This is a genomic window from Streptococcus sp. oral taxon 056 str. F0418, from assembly GCF_000220065.1.
Classification (GTDB): Bacteria; Bacillota; Bacilli; order Lactobacillales; family Streptococcaceae; genus Streptococcus.
This window is the reverse complement of the sequence record NZ_AFQU01000001.1, coordinates 1037231-1055994: the sequence shown is the minus strand read 5'-3', so window position 1 is coordinate 1055994 and position 18764 is coordinate 1037231. Positions and strand designations below refer to the sequence as shown.

The 18764-nt window shown below is 34.2% G+C and carries 13 protein-coding genes and 4 pseudogenes; 14 read left to right on the top strand and 3 right to left on the bottom strand.

The annotated features are described in order from the left end of the window. Window positions 1–10 precede the first annotated feature (10 nt). From HMPREF9182_RS05185 to HMPREF9182_RS09605, 13 genes and pseudogenes are all read left to right on the top strand, one after another. Complete coding sequence (locus HMPREF9182_RS05185) at window positions 11–1048, top strand: acyltransferase family protein (RefSeq protein WP_009443239.1); 1038 nt, start codon at window positions 11–13, stop codon at window positions 1046–1048. Between the two features lie 84 nt (window positions 1049–1132). Continuing rightward, window positions 1133–2089, top strand: coding sequence for a capsular polysaccharide synthesis protein (locus HMPREF9182_RS05180; protein ID WP_009754235.1), 957 nt, complete (start codon window positions 1133–1135; stop codon window positions 2087–2089). Window positions 2090–2158: 69 nt separating this feature from the next. After that, window positions 2159–2980 carry a LicD family protein gene (locus HMPREF9182_RS05175; protein ID WP_009443928.1) on the top strand — a complete coding sequence of 274 codons (822 nt, stop codon included), beginning with the start codon at window positions 2159–2161 and terminating at the stop codon, window positions 2978–2980. Window positions 2981–3072: 92 nt separating this feature from the next. Continuing rightward, window positions 3073–3474: a serine O-acetyltransferase gene (locus HMPREF9182_RS05170; RefSeq protein ID WP_009754961.1), complete on the top strand. Its 402-nt coding sequence runs from the start codon at window positions 3073–3075 to the stop codon at window positions 3472–3474. Window positions 3475–3675: 201 nt separating this feature from the next. Next, on the top strand, window positions 3676–4908 hold the full coding sequence (locus HMPREF9182_RS05165; protein WP_009754588.1) for a nucleotide sugar dehydrogenase: 1233 nt from the start codon (window positions 3676–3678) through the stop codon (window positions 4906–4908). A 79-nt stretch (window positions 4909–4987) separates the two neighbouring features. After that, window positions 4988–5607, top strand: a pseudogene (locus HMPREF9182_RS10505) (IS3 family transposase); the annotation flags it as partial. A 240-nt stretch (window positions 5608–5847) separates the two neighbouring features. After that, entirely contained in the window at window positions 5848–7728 is a 1881-nt protein-coding gene (locus HMPREF9182_RS05155; RefSeq protein WP_009754960.1) for a phosphocholine cytidylyltransferase/choline kinase family protein, read from the top strand. Beyond that, window positions 7712–8638, top strand: a complete 927-nt coding sequence (locus HMPREF9182_RS05150) for a DMT family transporter (RefSeq protein WP_009443962.1) — start codon at window positions 7712–7714, stop codon at window positions 8636–8638. The genes HMPREF9182_RS05155 and HMPREF9182_RS05150 overlap by 17 nt, the downstream gene beginning before the upstream one ends. A 24-nt stretch (window positions 8639–8662) precedes the next feature. After that, window positions 8663–8869, top strand: coding sequence for a sugar phosphate nucleotidyltransferase (locus tag HMPREF9182_RS10940; protein WP_009443521.1), 207 nt, complete (start codon window positions 8663–8665; stop codon window positions 8867–8869). Between the two features lie 47 nt (window positions 8870–8916). Then, window positions 8917–9354: a hypothetical protein gene (locus HMPREF9182_RS10935; protein ID WP_255263263.1), complete on the top strand. Its 438-nt coding sequence runs from the start codon at window positions 8917–8919 to the stop codon at window positions 9352–9354. Between the two features lie 337 nt (window positions 9355–9691). Beyond that, a complete protein-coding gene (locus HMPREF9182_RS09610; RefSeq protein ID WP_009443338.1) occupies window positions 9692–11602 on the top strand; it encodes a CAP domain-containing protein in 1911 nt (636 codons plus the stop codon). Window positions 11603–11855: 253 nt separating this feature from the next. Further along, on the top strand, window positions 11856–12137 hold the full coding sequence (locus HMPREF9182_RS05135) for a hypothetical protein (RefSeq protein WP_009754594.1): 282 nt from the start codon (window positions 11856–11858) through the stop codon (window positions 12135–12137). A gap of 26 nt (window positions 12138–12163) precedes the next feature. Further along, the gene (locus HMPREF9182_RS09605) at window positions 12164–15040 is read left to right on the top strand and encodes a hypothetical protein (protein WP_009443248.1); all 2877 of its coding nucleotides are present in this window, start codon (window positions 12164–12166) and stop codon (window positions 15038–15040) included. A 62-nt stretch (window positions 15041–15102) separates the two neighbouring features. Here HMPREF9182_RS09605 and HMPREF9182_RS09980 read toward each other — a convergent pair. From HMPREF9182_RS09980 to HMPREF9182_RS11155, 3 pseudogenes are all read right to left on the bottom strand, one after another. Then, window positions 15103–15366: pseudogene (locus HMPREF9182_RS09980) on the bottom strand (transposase); the annotation flags it as partial. After that, window positions 15366–15553, bottom strand: a pseudogene (locus HMPREF9182_RS11160) (ISL3 family transposase); the annotation flags it as partial. The pseudogenes HMPREF9182_RS11160 and HMPREF9182_RS09980, both read right to left, overlap by 1 nt. Window positions 15554–16064: 511 nt before the next feature. After that, window positions 16065–16268 (bottom strand): annotated as a pseudogene (locus HMPREF9182_RS11155) (IS30 family transposase); the annotation flags it as partial. A 686-nt stretch (window positions 16269–16954) separates the two neighbouring features. On the opposite strand from HMPREF9182_RS11155, the gene HMPREF9182_RS05120 reads away from it, so the two are divergent. Next, window positions 16955–18529, top strand: a complete 1575-nt coding sequence (locus HMPREF9182_RS05120) for an ATP-binding cassette domain-containing protein (protein ID WP_009443696.1) — start codon at window positions 16955–16957, stop codon at window positions 18527–18529. Window positions 18530–18764 lie beyond the last annotated feature (235 nt).

Here is an 18764-nt window from a genome sequence, read left to right as displayed (position 1 = left end):
AGGACTGTTAATGGAAGTGAGTGATATTTCTACAAAAAATCAAACCTTTAGATTAGATTATATAGATATTTGCAAAGGCTTTGGTATCATTTTAATGATTTTAGGTCACATCCCAGTGGACAAAATCCCAATGATTTTGATTTATTCTTTTCATATGCCCTTATTTTTTATTTTGTCAGGCTTGTTAGTGAAATCGGAGAATAATCCATTAACATTCACTTCTGTTAAAAGGAAATTTCAAAAATTTTTAATTCCTTATGCTGTTTTCTTTGTGCCAGCTTATATCTTGTGGTTTATAGAATTAAAACCCAAAACATTCAATCATGCTATAAAGCCATTAGTTGCTGCTATATGGGACAATACGAATAATATGCCTATTGCAGGTGCATTATGGTTTTTGCCATCATTATTGTGGTGTAGTCTCCTCTTTGCAACTATTCATCAGAAAAATAAAAAATTGTATGTAATTACCATTCAAGTGATGGCTTTTGTGGTGTTTGGCTTCTTTATGGAGGTTCATTATAAAGGTTTTTTACCTTGGGCTTTTGGAATTTCAAGTATAGGTCTGCTGTTCTATTTTTATGGCTATCTATTAAAACATTATTTACAGTTTTTATCTGATAAATATAGCTGGTCTTTGCTTTTGCTTTGCTGCTTAGCTGTACCATTAATATTGACCAACGGCTTGGTTAGTATGCGTACAGGAACTTTTCACAATATTTTTCTGTTTATTTTCAGTGCTTTCCTATTTGGAACGACTGTAATTGTATTTGCGTACAAATTAAGCAATAGTTTTTTGAATCAAACACTTGTGATAAAGCTAGTAAAACAGATAGGAGAAGGTTCTATCGTTTATCTCTGCTTAAATGAAGTATTTATAAATGTTTATAAAGCAATTTTTAATAAATTAGGCCTGTCTTCACAATTGGTTTTGTTCTTTACTTTTGTAGCTGCAATAATCTCACTATTCGTATGTGAGAGAATTTTGATGAAGACAAAATTAAAAATAGTTTTAGGAAAAAATAGGAATAGCCCAAGTGCTTACTGAGAAAAATCTATTTTACAAGAAGCTGTTAATATTTTTGCTTGCTAGAAAAGGTTGTTGATCTTCATTGTGGAAAGGAATTGTTTTATGAGTGTTTTTGCAAAATTGATAAAGACAAAAGGTAGAGATATTCTAAAAGACCTAGTTAAATCAAGGGTACTTTTTAGAACGCTAGTCCTTCTCCCTTTGGTTGGTTTTTCAAAAAAATCATTGGAGATTGTTCGTTTAAATAATAGCAAAGTAATCCTTTCTAGATTGAGAAGAAAATATAAAAAGACCATTAAAAAATTAGAGCAAGAGAAACAGTATCTACTCAACTATAATCAGCAGCATGAAGAAGCTTCAAATAAAGTATGGATTTGCTGGTTCCAAGGTTTAGATTCTGCACCTCATATAGTTAAGAAGTGTATTGCATCGATGCAGGAACATCTCTCAGATAGAGAAATTATAGTTTTAACAGACGAAAATTATCACCAATATATAACTTTCCCAAACTATATCAAACAAAAAGCAAGGCAGGGGTCTATTTCAAATGCGCACTTTTCAGATTTACTAAGGTTAGAATTGCTTACTAAATATGGAGGTACATGGATTGATGGGACAGTGTTTTGTTCGAGTTCAGACATTCCTTCATATATGTTTGATTCTGATTTGTTTCTTTTTCAAAATTTAAAACCCGGTCTAGATGGTCAAGTCTTAGCAATCTCTAATTGGTTCATTACTGCTAGCTATTCTAACCATCCTCTCTTGAATATGACAAAAGATTTGCTTTATGATTATTGGAGAAAACATAATAGCGCCATTGATTATTTTATTTTTCATCACTTCTTCCAATTAGCAATTGAAGAGTTTCCTGAGTGCTGGAATAAAGTGATTCCCTTTAATAACTCTACTCCTCATATTTTACAATTGCGTCTGTTTGAGGAATATGATGAGAAAATTTATCGGGCTATTGTTAACCAAACACCGTTTCACAAGTTAACTTATAAATTTGAAGAGGAAAAATCAAGAATACCAAACACTTATTATAAAAAACTATTTTGATAATCATCACTGATTTAGAATTATTATCAAGAATAGAATGTTATTGAGATTTTATAGGAAAGAAGCAAAATGAAAGAATTAACTACTCGAGAGATGCAAGAAGTATCGTTGGAAATTTTACACATAATCGCTAATATTTGTGAAAAACAACATTTCCGTTATGCTTTGATTTATGGGACTTTGATTGGAGCAGTAAGGCACAAAGGTTATATTCCTTGGGATGATGATGTAGATATTATGATGCCGCGTCCAGATTACGATGCCCTTTTGCAATATCTAAAAGAAAATTTAGCTGATTATCCCCACCTAAAAGTATTTAATCGTGAAGAGTGTCCAGATTATCCATACATGATTACTAGAATTAGTGATCAGCGATATAGTATTGAGATGGAAAATGAAGAACCATTTGGGCTAGGCATCTTTATTGATATCTATCCTTATGATGGTCTGGGAGATACGAAGCAAGAAGCTATTTCATTTGGAATGAAAGGCGATCGATTATCCTCATTTTGCTACCAAGCGACTAGGAAATATTTCGCAATTGAAACGACCACATCAGTTTTTAGGAAGTGCATCAAATATCCATTTTATCTGTTCTCAAAACTGATTGGAAAAGACTATTTTCAAAATCAATTAGAGAAATTAGCTCGTATTAAAGATTATAACAACAGTAAATTTATTGGCTGTGTCATTTGGCTATCGTGGGGAGAAAAAGATATCTTCCCTCGTGAATGGTTTGATGAGACGATATTAGTTCCTTTTGAGAAATATGAGTTTAGAATTCCAAAGGAATTTGATAAAATCCTGAAACATGAATATGGAGATTATATGACTTTACCTCCTGAAAAGGATAGGGTGGGTCACCATTATTTTAAAGCTTATAAAAAATAAGGATATGCACGAACAAAAGTAGGGTTGTTGGGATGACGCAAATTCTAAATAAATATGTTTGGGTGTATTTACTATACAGAAAAGAGGCGCTTATGAGATTATTTTATTTCATCTATAATTGGAGTAGAAAATTTAAAGGTGGTGTTTTCCTGCTTAGGGTTTTATATGGTTTTGAGTGTCCACGTAAAGCCAAAATTGGAGAAAATGTAACTTTTGAGCATCGAGGCTTAGGGACTGTAGTAAGCAGCAATGCTATAATTGAAGATAATGTAACGATACAACACCATGTAACATTGGGAATTAAAAATGCCGATGATCGAATTATTATACATGAGAATTGCTTTATAGGGGCTCACGCATTTATTCTAGGGAATGTAGAAATCGGAGCTAATTCTAAGATAGGAGCAGGAGCTATGATTTTGCATGATGTTCCAGCGGGAAGTACTGTAGTTAATCCTGTAGAACTAAAAATAATAAATAAGACTAGATCGTAATTCCATGTAATCTTAAAGTATTTTAAAATGGAGAGTTGTTGAAAATATAATATGGAAATTTTAACATCGCATTTTAGCTGTCTCATTGCATATCTAATATTTTATTGAGAATAGCAAGTAAGATAAAAAATTTTTTCAATTTATTTGATTGAAATGGCATAACAAGTGTTTTGAGTTTAAGAGAATTTAAAGGAAAATAACATGAGAATAGCAGTAGCAGGTACAGGATACGTAGGTTTATCTATTGCTGTATTATTAGCACAACACCATGAGGTTGTAGCGGTAGATATCTTACCTGAGAAAGTAGAAGCGATTAATCAAAGAAAATCTCCGATTCAAGATGAGTATATTGAGCGTTATTTAGCAGAAAAAGAGCTAAATTTGACAGCGACTTTGGATGGCATATATGCTTATCAAACGGCAGATTTTGTTGTGATTGCTGCACCGACTAATTATGATCCAAAGAAGAACTTTTTTGATACCTCTGCTGTAGAGTCGGTCATTGAGCAAGTGCTGAGCTGTAATCCACAAGCTATTATGGTCATTAAAAGCACGGTTCCGGTTGGCTATACAGAATCTGTACGTGAAAAGTTTCAAAGCCAGAATATTTTGTTTAGTCCTGAATTTTTGCGTGAATCAAAAGCCTTGTATGACAATCTTTATCCAAGCCGAATTATTTTGGGAACAGACTTGGATGATGAGCGCTTAGTAGTTGCAGCAGAGAAATTTGCTGGTTTACTTCAAGAAGGCGCTTTAAAGGAAGATATTGACACGCTTTATATGGGATTTACAGAGGCTGAGGCGGTTAAGTTATTTGCTAATACTTATCTCGCTTTACGAGTGTCATACTTTAATGAGTTAGATACCTATTCTGAAATAAAAGGACTAGATACTCAAGCGATTATTAATGGTATTGGACTCGATCCGCGGATAGGTACCCATTATAATAATCCATCTTTTGGATATGGAGGGTACTGTCTTCCTAAAGATACCAAGCAACTGTTGGCTAACTATTCTGATGTGCCACAGGATATGATGACCGCTATAGTGAAAAGCAATCGAACTAGAAAAGATTATATTGCTGAGAGGATTTTGGAACTTGCTGGGTCATATACAGAAAATGATTCCTATGATCCTACGAAGGAAAATGAAGTTATTATAGGTGTTTATCGTTTGACGATGAAGAGCGATTCGGATAATTTCAGACAATCTTCTATCCAGGGCGTTATGAAACGTTTGAGGGCGAGAGGAGCGACGATTATAATTTATGAACCAACGCTTGAAGATGGAGTTACTTTCTTTGGGAATAAAATTGTCAATAATCTACAGGTATTCAAAGAGCAAAGTCGAGTCATTATTGCTAACCGATTTGATTCATTTTTGGATGATGTTAGAGAAAAAGTTTATACCAGAGATTTATTCAGAAGAGATTGATAAATAGAAAAAGACTGGAGACACTGACCTGCACCCCAAAAGTTAGATTTTTTCTGTCTAACTTTTGGGGTGTTTTATTATGAAATTAACTTATGAGGATAAAGTTCAGATCTACGAACTAAGAAAACAAGGATATTGCTCAAATCAACTCTCAAATAAATTTGGGATAAACATTTCTAATCTTAGCTACATGAGGAATAGAAATCACAAAAAAGAAAAGAATCGATACTATTCTCCAAAATTAAAACAAGAAATCATTGAAAAAGTCCTACGTGAAGGCCGTTCTTAAGATAGAGTTTCTCTCGAATATGCTCTCCCAAATTGTGAGATTCTTCCTAATTGGCTAGCACTATACAAGAAAAACGGGTATACTATTGTTGAGAAAACAAGAGGGAGGCCAGCTAAAGTGGGACGTAAACCAAAGAAAAAACTAGAAGAAATGACAGAACTAGAGCGGCTTCAAGAGGTGAATAAGCGTCTACGTACCGAGGTGGTCTACTTAAAAAAGTTAGAGGAAAGGGACGAAGCCTTACAGCGAGAAAGGCAGAGACAGTTAGAGAAATGGTTTCAGGAGGATTTCTACTAGATTTACTTCTTGAAACGGCACGTTTAGCTCGCTCAACTTACTATTATCAGCTGAAACAACTGGGTAGGGTTGATAAAGAACTTAAATCTGAAATTCAAGCTATTTTTACTGATTTCCATTATTTTAGCGATTAAAATCGGACTTCTTCAGATAGAAAAATCAAAAAAGATCCATAAAAATTATAATCACAATAAGCGGTTCGACATCAAATGACAAATGGATGTGAAATATGCTCTAAAGTTTATTATATTGAGGTAATACCTGAAAATTCTATCAACATATCGTCATTGACAAAGCTGAGAAAATTGTGTACAATATTTTTGTTCAAAAAATGAACTAAAGGAGTAAAATATATGCATGATATTCTGGCGGTCTTATATGAATTTAATCAAAATAGATATTTATCACAAAGAGAAATTGCTGAAAAAACTAAGCTTTCTTTAGGGAAGATTAATAATATCATTAAACTATTAGAAGCAGAGAACTATTTAGTCATTGAAAAGAGCCAGAAAAATTCTTACCATTTAACGGAAGCAGGATTACAGCTCCTTGTGGATTCTTTGAAAGAAGAACAACAAAAAAAGATTTTGTTGAGCGATGATAAGAAAAAGCCTACTAGTGCTGTTGTTTTACTAGCTGGGGAAGCCAGACAAATTGAAATACCTGTAGGCTTACTCAAATTAGATAATGAAACAACGATCTTGGAGCGAAGCATTCAGCTACTGATTTCAGCTGATATTACTAATATTATTCTTGTTACGGGATTTGCTAAAGAATTACTTGCACCGATTGAAATTCAGTATCCTCAAGTACATATTGTTGTAAACGAGCAATATAAGCATACAGGAACAATGGCATCTTTAGCAACTGCAAAACCTTGGATAAAAGGTGATTTTTTACTCATAGAAGGTGATTTACTCTTTGAAGAACGTGGACTAAAGCAGCTTATTCTATCTGAAGACAGTAGCAGTGTCTTAATCACTAGCGTTCGTGAAACTTATGATGAAGCCATGGTGGAAATCCATGATGGTTATATTTATAAAATGAGCAAAGACATTCACCAATTTAATCGTATTGATGGTGAAATTATTGGTTTATCTAAAATTTCATTTCCTTTTTTTCAAAAAATGTTGGAAATTTTTTCTACAAATGAAAATCTGTTTGTCAATTATGAGTATATTATGATGGATGTTGCCAGAGATTATCGTCTAGGATATGTTTGGGTAGATGATTTCCTTTGGGGGGAGGTTGATGAAAAGGCACAGATAAAGTCTATCACTGAAATAATATACCCGCGTATTATTCAAAAAGAAAAACAATTAGAATTAGAATCCGTACGCACATTCATTAAAAAGAATCTGAATATTCAAGATGAAGATATTGAGCTACTTGAAAGCGCTGGTGGCATGACAAATAAGAATTATAAGGTTGTTTTCGGCGGGAGTTCTTTTATTATTCGTATGCCTGGGAATGGAACGGAGCGTTTTATTAATCGCGCATTAGAAAAAGAAAATAGCACGATTGCTCAAATTTTGGGACTCAATGTTGAAACACTCTATTTTGATGCTACTACAGGGGCAAAAATTAGTCAATTTATAGAAAAAGCAGAAACTCTTAATTCAGTTACTGCTGCTTATCCCAAAAATATGGAATTCACAACTAATTTTTTACGAAAACTCCATACTTCTGGTTTAGAATTTGCCAACGAATTTAACGTTTTTCGAGAAATTGAAAAATATGAACAGCTTGCAAATGAAGTAGGTGCGGCTTATTATGAGGGTTACCAAACTTTGCGTCCGCTGGTTTTCTCTTTAGAGAAAGATTTAATCAAAATGGGTGTTGAGAGAAAGCCTTGTCACATTGATACTGTACCTGAGAATTTTGTAAAAAACAATCAAGGGACCTTTTTTTTAATAGATTGGGAATATTCTGGAATGAATGATCCTGTTTGGGATCTAGCTGATCATAGTATTGAATGTAATTTTTCAAAAGAGCAAGAACAACGTTTATTAGAAACTTATTACCGCTTTGAAGAAAGCTACCCTCCTTTTTTGGAATTGAAAATGCTTGCTTATAAAATTTGCTCTGACTTTGTCTGGACCATTTGGACGATTTTTAAAGAAAGTAGAGGGGACAATTTTGGTACTTATGGCAGAGATCGTTTAGAGCGAGCCAAACAAAATATGGCTGCATACCAAGAAATAAGAGGAACTGATTATGAAATCTTATTATAAAGGCCTTTTTAGCGGCTTATTATCGGGAGTATTATGGGGGGCAGATACAGCTATAAATGGTTGGGTTCTTCTGGCAGTCCCCTTTTCCTTGATTGATAAACGCCTTGTTATTGCTTCATTACTATTAGCTTTTTTTCATGATTTCTTTTCAACACTATGGCTAATATTGATGCAAATTATCACAGGTGATTTGCGAATTACTTTATCAAAAATTTATACAAGAAGCGCTGGAGTTATCGTACTTGCCGCATTATTTGGAGGACCAATTGGTATGCAGGCATATCTATTTGCTATTGATACAATCGGAGCAGGTTATACAGCTAGTATTTCTGCCTTATATCCTGTTGTTGCTGCAACATTAGGAAGCCTCTTTCTAAAAGATTATTTAACTCTAAAGGGATGGTTGGGCTTGCTGTTATCTGTTTTGGCTATCATTATTCTAGGATATTCGCAGCTACAATCTCCACAGAATCAAGTGGTTTGGGGATTTGTAGCTGCTTGTATTTGTGCAAGCGGCTGGGCTGCAGAGAGTGTTATTTGTGCTTATGGGATGAAAGATGACCTTATTAAGCCTAATGAAGCATTACTTATCCGTCAGTTTACTTCCAGCATCGCTTATTTAGCTCTTATTATTTGTAGCGGACACGGCTGGTTTAACATTTATAATGTTATAAGCCGCCCCATTGTTTTAATTATTGTGGTTCTAGCGCTGATTGGCACAGCATCTTATTTGTATTATTATCAAGCAATTGACACAATTGGTCCCGTAAAAGCAACTGGAATGAATGTGACCTATTCTGTTTGGGCTATTATTTTTAGTATTTTCTTACTCAAAGGACATTGGGATACTAAATTAATTGTATGTAGCATAATGATTGTGATTGGGACCTTTTTGATTTCAAGAAAATAAGATAAATATAGAAAGCAGGTTATTATGAGAGCTATTATCTTAGCTGCTGGTATGGGAACGCGACTTCAGCCTATCACCTTAAACACTCCTAAATCATTGATTAAAATCGAGGAAGAAACATTAATTGAAAGGCAGATCCGATTTTTACGGGAGAGAGGTGTAGAAGAAATTATTGTTATTACGGGGTATCTAGCAGAAAAATTTGAGTTTTTAAAAAAAAATATCAAGTGACGCTTATATATAACGATAAGTATAATATTTACAATAATTTCTATACGATGTTTCTTGCAAGGCATTATTTAGCAGATACATATGTTATTGATGCTGATAATTATTTTAATGATAATTTTTTATTAAATCATCTGGAGAATTCTACTTATTTTTCTGCCTATAAGACACATTTTAAACAAGAATGGGTTCTTCATACGGATAAAAATCAAGTTGTTACTGATATAACTATTGAAGATGGAGAAGGTTCAATTTTATGTGGCGTATCCTACTGGAATACTGAGGATGGTCAATTATTGCAGCAGGCGATTGAGAAGCGATTTGAAAAAGGAAATTATGGCGAAATATACTGGGATAATATTGTTTTAGAGCAACTGTCAAAGTTGAAAATCATACGTCAAGATATCCCAGCAAATGCTGTTTATGAAATAGACAGCTTAGAAGATTTACAATATTTATACAAGGCATTGAAACATAAGCCTAATTAAAAGGCGAACAAAAACTTTAAAAAGGCGGGATTTAGTTGATTTCTCGTTTTTTTAATTTACAATAAATGTAGAGTCTTTTCCGAGATAGTAAGGGAATTGACGAGATTCTTGTCTTTTCTGCGTTGATAGAAAAGTATATTTAGTACACATGTATAATGCTCAGTTTATATGACAATAAATATGAAGGTCAAAAATTATCTTGAAAGAGGAATACTATTATAATCTAAATAATGATATTAAAAAAAATAGACTCTTTTTCAGCTGTTTTCTTAAAAGATTAACAAAAGCTAACTTTGTAACAATTCTTTTCAACAAACTATTGGAGGTTCAATTTATTATGAATAAAAAATCTTTTATCATCTCAAGTGTTAGTATTGTGAGCGTACTGTTTTGTAGTATGTCTTTTATACAGAGAGTAAAGGCGGACGAGACTATTTCAACAGATGAGTCTTTTTCAATTATGCTACTTTCTGATAATACTGTACAAAAAGAAGAGGTAAATGAGGCGATTTCGACAGATGGGACGCTTTCAACTAAGTCTTTCTCTGACAATACTACACAGGAAGTAAAGGTAAATGAGACTCCTTCAAAAAATGATTCTGTTTCAATTACTTCACTTTCTGATGGCACCGTTCAGGAGAGAGAGAGTAATTTGTTAGGCGATTCGCAAGATTATAAAATAGTTGAAGTTTCTAACAAGAAGGAAGAAATGATTGTCCCTACTTCTAAAACAACTTTTTCAACTAAGTCTTTTTTTAATTCTTTTCAAAATACCACCGTTCCTGAGATAAATATGATGAAAACAGGTCTTTCACAATCAACATCTTCTGTACCTGTCCAAACTGCTGGTTATTCAAGATGGGTTGGCAGAAATTATTACGATGCCAATGGCGAGATGGTAAAATCTAAATGGATTTTTGATAAGCAATATAATAGCTGGTTTTATCTTGATAAAGAAGGGAGGTATGTGGAAAACAAGTGGCAAGGGAATTACTACCTCAAAAGCGGTGGTTATATGGCTAAGAATGAGTGGATTTTTGACAAAAATATTAATAGTTATTTCTATCTGAAAATAAATGGAGAATATACTAAAAATGAATGGAAAGGCGACTATTATCTCAAAGCTAACGGAACGATGGCGAAAAAAGAGTGGATTTTTGACAAAAAATATAATAGTTATTTTTATCTTAAAGAAAATGGAGTCTATGCGAGAAATGAATGGAGGGGGGACTATTATCTAAAATCTAATGGCGCCATGGCGAAAAAAGAGTGGATTTTTGATAAAAAATACAGCAGTTATTTTTATCTAAAGACAGACGGAAAATATGCTAGAAATACTTGGCAAGGGGATTATTATCTTGAAGCAGATGGGAAAATGGCAACCAATAAATGGATTGGTAAATACTATGTAGGTAATGATGGTAAGTGGATAAAGAATTTCTCCGACTCTAATGCCATCAAAATAACTTCAAAAGAATATTCTAATCCGAATACAGGAAATGTTTATGTTGGAGTATATGGTAACTTCTATAATGAAGGTCAAGAGAAAATTCTCAATAGATTAAATGAGATTCGCAGAGAGGCTTATAGGGAGGGACTGGTTAATCGGTATGTTCCTCTCCAATGGTCAACAGGTCTTGAACAAAACTCTCAACTCAGGGCTGTTGAAGCAAGTATATTCATGAGCCACAGCAGACCAAATGGAAAAAGTACTTTTGATACTCGAGCATTAAAAGAATTTCAAGAACAAAAAATGAAAGAAGATCAGAAGCGTTTAGCAGAGGCAATTGCTCAAGGGAAGCCAATAGATAATATGAACCTCGGAACAAGCTATGGAGAGAACCTTGCTTGGAACCATTCAAATGGGATCTTAATGGGGATTGAACAATTTTATTCAGAAAAAGCTGACTTTATTCGCGCTAAAAATGGACAAAGCCACGGGCAAATTGGTCACTATCAAAGCATTATTAATCCCGATTTTACTCATACTGCGTTAGCATCTTTTTACAATAAACTAGATAACTTCAACACTGTAGCTCAAACATTCTCCAACGGGAATTCTAAAGCCAGTCTACCAATCGTAGCGGGCGACTATATTGCTAGTGTAGAAGTCCCTAAAAAACAATTGCAAGATGTAGGTGTTAATCAATTAAAGATTAATGACAATACTAGCGGGGAACTATTTCCTAGTGCAAAAACTTCTTTTGATAATTTCTTTGTTTCAAAACAAACAGTTATAATTATTTGATTTTTTATTGTTGCATATCTTAAGCAAAACGCATAAAATTTCATACTGTAGCATAAAATATTTATGTCTCCCCAAGAAGAGGTTAGTTTGCACTAAACATATTATATAATTTTTTAAGTATTGTTAACATAATTTTTATAGCTATAAGTTATGGTTATATGAGTAGATATATGATTCTCAAAATTAAAACTACAAGAATAAAGCTAATATTGCGACAATTCTTTTTAAGAAATTATCGGAGGTCCACTTTGTTATGAATAGAAAATTATTGGTAATTTCAGGTGTCAGCATTACAAGTATACTTCTCTGCAGTACTTTCTTGGCTCAAAAAGTATGGGCAGATGAAGTTCAGATTACATCTATGGGAAATAGTGAATTGATTTTTTCAACGACAACAAACTCAACTGTTGAAGACAGTATATCTAATAATGAGTCGAAGGTTGCGCAGAGTGGTGAAGCGGCTACTCTAGAAAAAACATCAGTTCAAGCAGAAAGTAGTCCAGCTTCTGATGAAGTGAATGAACATAAAAAATAGAAGAACAAGTTTCAGATTCTTCGGCTGTGACAACTGATAGTAAAAAACATTTAGAAGCTACCATTTCTGAGGAAAAGCCAAAAGTTCGAGCGCTTCGATCAGTTGGAACAACAGCGACTGCAGTGCCTCGTACAGAAAAATCTAAACAATATATTGAGTCCATTAAAGGAGAATATAAATATAATAACGCTGTTTATACTATCCGTACTAAGGAAGATGTTACCGAGCTTTCTTTTGAGGCCTTTAATGCTTCTACAGGTGATATTCATGAATCAAAATCTATTGAAAAAATTAATAACCGAACCTTTGAAGCTCGATTGTTATCTCCCTTAAAAGGGGATTGGCGTCCATTTTCTATGCAATTGGCTACGGAGGATGGAATTGTAAAATTAAATAGAAAAGATTTGTTAGATCAAAGAGTTAGCATATTGATCAAAGGTGCAACAAGAGAAGTAGATCAAAATCTTACTCTAAAAAATGGAAAACAGATTATCGTTGCAATGAATAAAAGCTCTGCAATTAATACTGATATTATTAAATACACCATAAAGGTTGCGGGAGAAACTTATTCAGATGTTTTTACGATCGAACTAATAAATGATCGAACTGGGAAGATTCATAGCTATACACCCGGCTATGGAACTCGTTCTCTAGATGATAATGGGAATACAGTCATTTACTATAAAGTAGATACAACCAAATTAGATCATGGAAATTATCGATTGCATGGAATATGGTATAAGAAAGGAGGGGAAACTCAAAGTGTTAAATACCCCAACTTTTCATACCAAGATAATAAGACCTCATTTGCTATCGGTGGTGCCAAGCCTGAGCCGACTGTTGAACCAAAACTCGGGACTAAGAAAATTGGATACTATGTAAACTATATTCAGGCTCTGAGAGGCACCCCCATCATCTACACAGCCAAAGTTAATAAGGGTGAAGTTTCTTATTTCTTGCATCTAAAAAACAGCCAGTCAGGTTTGAAAAAAAGATTTAGTCAAACAAGTGTTGATAGCAACGGCAATCCACTATTTCATATTTCTACAGCAGATCTTCCTACTGGGACCTATACGATTGATTCTCCTGAGATTGGTTGGCGAACAAAGGATGAAGATTTTGAATTGAGTGATGCAAGTGTTCGTATTGTAGAGAAAGGGGTTAGTATTAGAAGAAAAGCTTCTATGATAGAAGCTGATAGACAGTTTAATCCGGGCTCTTCTTCTGATACAAAAACTAAGCCATCTGAAGTTGTTACACGAACAAAGAAGGCGATTAAATATATAGAATCTATTACCGGCATGAACAAGTTTGGTAATGTCGTTTACACAATAAAGACGAAGACAGAGATGTCTCGTTTAACTTCAGCACAAGCATTCGATGCTCATACAGGTGCGGTTGATGAAGTTTCTTCAAAAGCAAATATCAAAAAAATTAATAATAGAACTTTTGAAGTCATTTTTGTTGGTTCGAATGCAGGGGATTGGAGACCGTATTCCTTGTATTTTTACGACATAAATAACGAGTCAGTCAAACTTACAAGACGGGACTTGCTTGATCAACGAGTTGGTGTGTTAAATAAGGGCGCTAGTCGTGAAATAGAACAAAATCCAGTAATAAATACCGGCCAAAAAGTGGATGTTGCGGTTAATAAAAGAAATGTTAAAAAAGGGGATATTGTTAAATATACGTTAAAGATTGCAGATAAGAATATTAGTGGGATTAGGTACCTACGTCTTATGAATGGGGCTGTAGAAACGCTCCTTTCTTCATATCCTAAGCATTTTGATGACAATGGGAATGCTATCATTTATTATACCGTTTCGGAAGATGCGGCTGTCTATTACTTGAAAAATATTGAATATGAAGATAAAGCTGGCAAATCTATTACTATAGATAGGGAAATCCTGTATCCCTTGGACAAGCGGACAGTTGTCACTGTCAATGGCACCAAGCCTGAGAAAATGGTTCAGCCAAGGATGGCTGCGAACACACAAGTGGGAGTGTTTGCCGATCATAGTCAGATTAAGCGAGGTGATATGCTGACTTACACTGTTACACCATACAAAAGAAGGGGGCTCTCTATACTAAGCTTAAAAAACACACAATCTTCTTTTTCAAGAGATATTTCAGCGGCTACTTTAGATAGTAACGGAAATTATATTTTCCATGTACCTACTTGGGATTTACCTATTGGTACTTATACAGTAGAAAAATACTTTTTTACCCTTGATAAAATTATTTTTGATCTTACTGATGCTACTTTTACTGTTGTGGAAAAAGGAAATAGTATTAAACGCAATCCGACTCCTATTCACCGAGACAAATGGGTTGGTAAAAACTATTATGATGCAAATGGTGAGTTAGTCAAATCTAAGTGGCTCTTTGATAAAAAATATGGCAGTTGGTTTTATCTAAATGCAAAAGGTGAGTACATTGAAAACCAATGGCATGGAGATTACTATCTAAAACAAGGTGGCCAAATGGCCCAAAAAGAGTGGATTTTTGACAAGAAATATAATAGTTATTTCTATTTGAAGACAGATGGTAAATATGCAAGAAATGAGTGGAGTGGCGATTATTATCTGAAAGCTAATGGAATCAGAGCGCAAAAAGAGTGGATTTTTGACAAGAAATATAATGGTTATTTCTATTTGAAGACAGATGGTAAATATGCAAGGAATGAGTGGAGTGGCGATTATTATCTGAAGGCTAACGGAATCAGAGCGCAAAAAGAGTGGATTTTTGATAAGAAATATAATGGTTATTTCTATTTGAAGGCCGATGGTAAATATGCAAGGAATGAGTGGATTGGTGACTATTATCTTGAAAGAAATGGGATAATGGCGATGAACAAATGGATTGGCCAATACTATGTTGATGCTAATGGTAAAAAACGCTAGAATAAACATATTTCAGATTGAAGAAAAGGACTCTTTATCAACTGTAGTGAGTTAATGAAATGCTATAAGCTGGGGAGGACCAAATTGGTTCTCTCTTTTTTGATGTTCAAAGCAATGAGGATTTTAGTTTTAGAGTTTTCAAATTTCCGGAAGCCAAAAGCATTTCTCTTGATGACTTTGATGAGGTTGTTAGTAATTTCTAGTTTTGCATTTGAGTAGGGCAGTTACAGTGCATTCATGATCTTGTCCTTATCTTTTAAAAATATATTAAAAACAGTTAGAAAGATAGGATTTACACAAGAAATAGGATCTCCAATGAGGCCAAACATTCTAGGGAAGTTATTTTTGATTCTTTCGGGAGGTTAAATTTAATCACTTGTCCCGTGCAGTAAAGGAGTTTAGACGCAGGATAATTAAGCCTAGTAATAATTTCTTTACGCGTTCCAGCATCAAGATAGTGATGTTCTAGTCTTTAATTCCCAGTAGGTTTGTGATAAAATGTAATTTTTCCATAAGAGCCCTTCTAATGATGTTTTTGTCGCTTTTTCATTATGTGATTTCTCATGATTTCCGTAATTTTGAAACATCTGGCTGGAAGCGTGATGTGAACGTGCGAGAGAAGCTCCTGCGGTTAAGTATTGGAATGAATTACTCGGTATTATTCAGAAGGTAGTTTTGCGATTAAAATAGGTACAACTTGAATGTCGACCAGCTTCAGATTTAATTACAGAATATAACCGTGATAAGGTTTGTATATACATTGATCAACCTTATGCACTTAGCGCTAGAACAAGAAAGCAATATAGAGTTAGAGATGGAAGATCAGGATCATCAGGAATCATATGTCAAGACTGAGCAAAAAAATGGTTCAGTCTTTTTTCGTTCTATTCTCGACTCTGTTTCTCTTCATGAATATTGGAATTGTCCATTCTAAAAACTTCTACCGCGTACCATACTCTTTTTTGACTTCCCCACTTGTTAAGTTGAGTGCAACAAAGTATCCATCTGAGTAAGTCAGTAGTTCTTATGCTGTTTGAACTAGCTCAAACAGTTTTTTATCAGATTGATAGTATAGTTGTGTATTCTTCTTAGTCTATTATTGATGGCTTGAGTATTCTTTTTGAGTTAGTTCATGTAGTGATATACCTTTAGGCACAAATTCTCTGAGCAAGCCGTTAAAGTTCTCATTGGTTCCGAGCTCGTAGAATGAGTAAGCATGTTCGAAATGGATATCTATACTATGGATTCTAGGTTTAGCCTTCATCGCTTTAGTAAATGGCAATAAGATAAGAAAGCTTCTGACACTTTCTCAAGCTTCAGATAATAAAATCCCTTTTCCGTCCCTAGAATACCGAATTTGAGAGGTTTCTGAGAAATACCATTCATAGTAAACTTTTTTCCATTGACCAGTTTGACTTATTTAACAGTTCCACATTTGAGCTCACGAGAAAGTTCTACCCAAAATCCTCACAATTTCAGCTGGTTTCAACCCTTCTGAGACATAAGCTTCAATTTTCTCGCCTTCTACTTCAGAAAGGTGGTGATAGGACTGTTTTGCGGTAGAATAGTTAGTGGGCATGCTCATCTTTCCTTTATACTTTGTTTGTCGACTTTAGTATATCAGACGAACTTATCTTTTTTTTTACACTTCATTTTACAATGCGACTCTTTTTTATTTACAGGTTAAATTCTTTCAATATTTATTGACTAAAACTTATCTATGGTTGTATAATGATTATGTAAAATATTTCACAAAGAACAAGGGGTTTAATATCCAATTAGTACGGTATGCAATGTGTATAAACGTGATTCAGTTACAGTTAGGGAAGGAGATAATAGAAAATCCGATATTGTAGTAAATAATTGCAACTGATGTTTTTTAATTATAGAGAGGCTATTTCTGAGGGGTGCTTTATGATTCATATCTTTAAATATCTTGATAAAAAAACAAAATACCTAACTATTATTGGAGCGCTGGCAAATGGGGGGCTCGCATTGGGGCAACCCTTGATTGTTGCTAAAGCATTATCCATAGATCAAAATAGTCTAACCTATTCTTCAATTTGGAAATTCGCCCTCTTTGGTTTTTCAGTCTATTTTGTCTTGTATAGTCTGATGTTATTTTGTAATCATGCAAATAATGTCTTTCGACGTGAGATTCACATGAATATTCGGACGGCACTGTTTGAGAAGTTGATAGAAGACAGAGAATATGGTGAAGATGAAAAGATTACCATGCTGACACAGGATATGGAATTTTTGGGCGATAACTTTTTTGACCGCTATATGTCCATTTTATGTTGGGGATTTGGTGCGCTGATTACTGCGATTTATATCATTGCTCAAAATGTTTTATTGGGTTCTATTTTTGTTTTCTTTACGATTTTACGTCCCATTCCGCAATTTTTGATGAATAATAAGCTGAAGAATTCAGGGAATGAAATGTCTCAGGGAAGAACAGCTGTTCATAATCAAATCTCTGATAGTATTCGAGGTGCTCAGACCTTGCGGATGAATCAGGCCTTATCCGAAAATTCTCAGCGTGTCTGGAATATCAATTTTCGTTATCAACGGGCTATTCAAAAGTTTGTTTTTACCCATAATATTGTTTTCTTCTGTAATGGTTTTATGGTGTTTCTTAGCCAAGTGCTACCTTTGGTATTAGGATTCTTCCTTGCTATGCATGGTCATCATGTTTCAGTTCCAAGTCTAGTTGCTATGTATATTGCCGCCGCTCAGCTGGTGGGACCTATCCAAAAGATCATGTATGATGTGGCGGAAGTGCAAGGAGCCAAAACAACAGCAGATAAGATTTTTGGAATTTTAAACCAAGTAGATGATAGTGAATCGAGCAATTATTCAATCTTCCAAGTAGAAAATTTGGAAATTTCTCATTTAAGTAAATCTTATAAGGGTAGAGAGATTATTTGCGATCTCAATCTATCTATTCGACAAGGCGAGAAAGTCCTTATCAAAGGGCCAAGTGGCTGTGGAAAATCAACCCTCTTTCGAATGATCACAGGAGAAGAAAAGCCGGATGCCGGAATGATTACTTGTCGAACAAGGGATGGAGTTAAAACAAGTCACTTTGTTCGTCAGGTAGGTATTATCAGCCAGCATCCTTTCCTATTTAATGATGCTATTCGCTACAATCTCAGTTTGGGACAAGAGTTTTCAGATCAAGAATTAGAGACTGTTTTAAGGCAAGTCAAACTCGACCATGAACTAACTGATGGGCTTGATTTTGTCATCACTAATAACGGAGAAAATATTTCAGGCGGACAACGAGTCCGGATTGAACTAGCCCGCTTCCTTCTTCGTAAAAAGGATATTTTATTAGCAGATGAGGTAACCGCAGCTCTTGACGCAGAAAATAGCCAGATGGTCCGAGACTTGATTTTCTCACTACCGATGATGGTGTTAGAAATTGCTCACCATATTGATAATGAAAGTCGATATGATCAAGTCATTGAACTAAGAAAAGATTGATTTTGTCATAATTGCATTATGTTGGACAACTAATTTAAGTAAAGGGTTTAGTTCTGTATTGCAAAGTGCTAAGTCCTTTTTTAGTACAAAAAATTTATTAAATTACGTTTGATTTAGTGTGCCCTACTTCCTCATTGTCTGATTTGTATAGAGGTTATTATTTAAAATAGACAAATGACTTGCTATGAAAAAGTCGAAACCAAATGTTCTAAAAGTCTATTAAATCAACATGGTG

Coding starts and splice junctions, on each gene's coding strand:
- HMPREF9182_RS05135 (WP_009754594.1), top strand. CDS start 11,856: ATGAATAGAAAATTATTGGTAATTTCAGGTGTCAGCATTACAAGTATA.
- HMPREF9182_RS05180 (WP_009754235.1), top strand. CDS start 1,133: ATGAGTGTTTTTGCAAAATTGATAAAGACAAAAGGTAGAGATATTCTA.
- HMPREF9182_RS10935 (WP_255263263.1), top strand. CDS start 8,917: ATGTTTCTTGCAAGGCATTATTTAGCAGATACATATGTTATTGATGCT.
- HMPREF9182_RS05165 (WP_009754588.1), top strand. CDS start 3,676: ATGAGAATAGCAGTAGCAGGTACAGGATACGTAGGTTTATCTATTGCT.
- HMPREF9182_RS05120 (WP_009443696.1), top strand. CDS start 16,955: ATGATTCATATCTTTAAATATCTTGATAAAAAAACAAAATACCTAACT.
- HMPREF9182_RS09610 (WP_009443338.1), top strand. CDS start 9,692: ATGAATAAAAAATCTTTTATCATCTCAAGTGTTAGTATTGTGAGCGTA.
- HMPREF9182_RS05155 (WP_009754960.1), top strand. CDS start 5,848: ATGCATGATATTCTGGCGGTCTTATATGAATTTAATCAAAATAGATAT.
- HMPREF9182_RS05150 (WP_009443962.1), top strand. CDS start 7,712: ATGAAATCTTATTATAAAGGCCTTTTTAGCGGCTTATTATCGGGAGTA.
- HMPREF9182_RS05170 (WP_009754961.1), top strand. CDS start 3,073: ATGAGATTATTTTATTTCATCTATAATTGGAGTAGAAAATTTAAAGGT.
- HMPREF9182_RS05175 (WP_009443928.1), top strand. CDS start 2,159: ATGAAAGAATTAACTACTCGAGAGATGCAAGAAGTATCGTTGGAAATT.
- HMPREF9182_RS05185 (WP_009443239.1), top strand. CDS start 11: ATGGAAGTGAGTGATATTTCTACAAAAAATCAAACCTTTAGATTAGAT.
- HMPREF9182_RS10940 (WP_009443521.1), top strand. CDS start 8,663: ATGAGAGCTATTATCTTAGCTGCTGGTATGGGAACGCGACTTCAGCCT.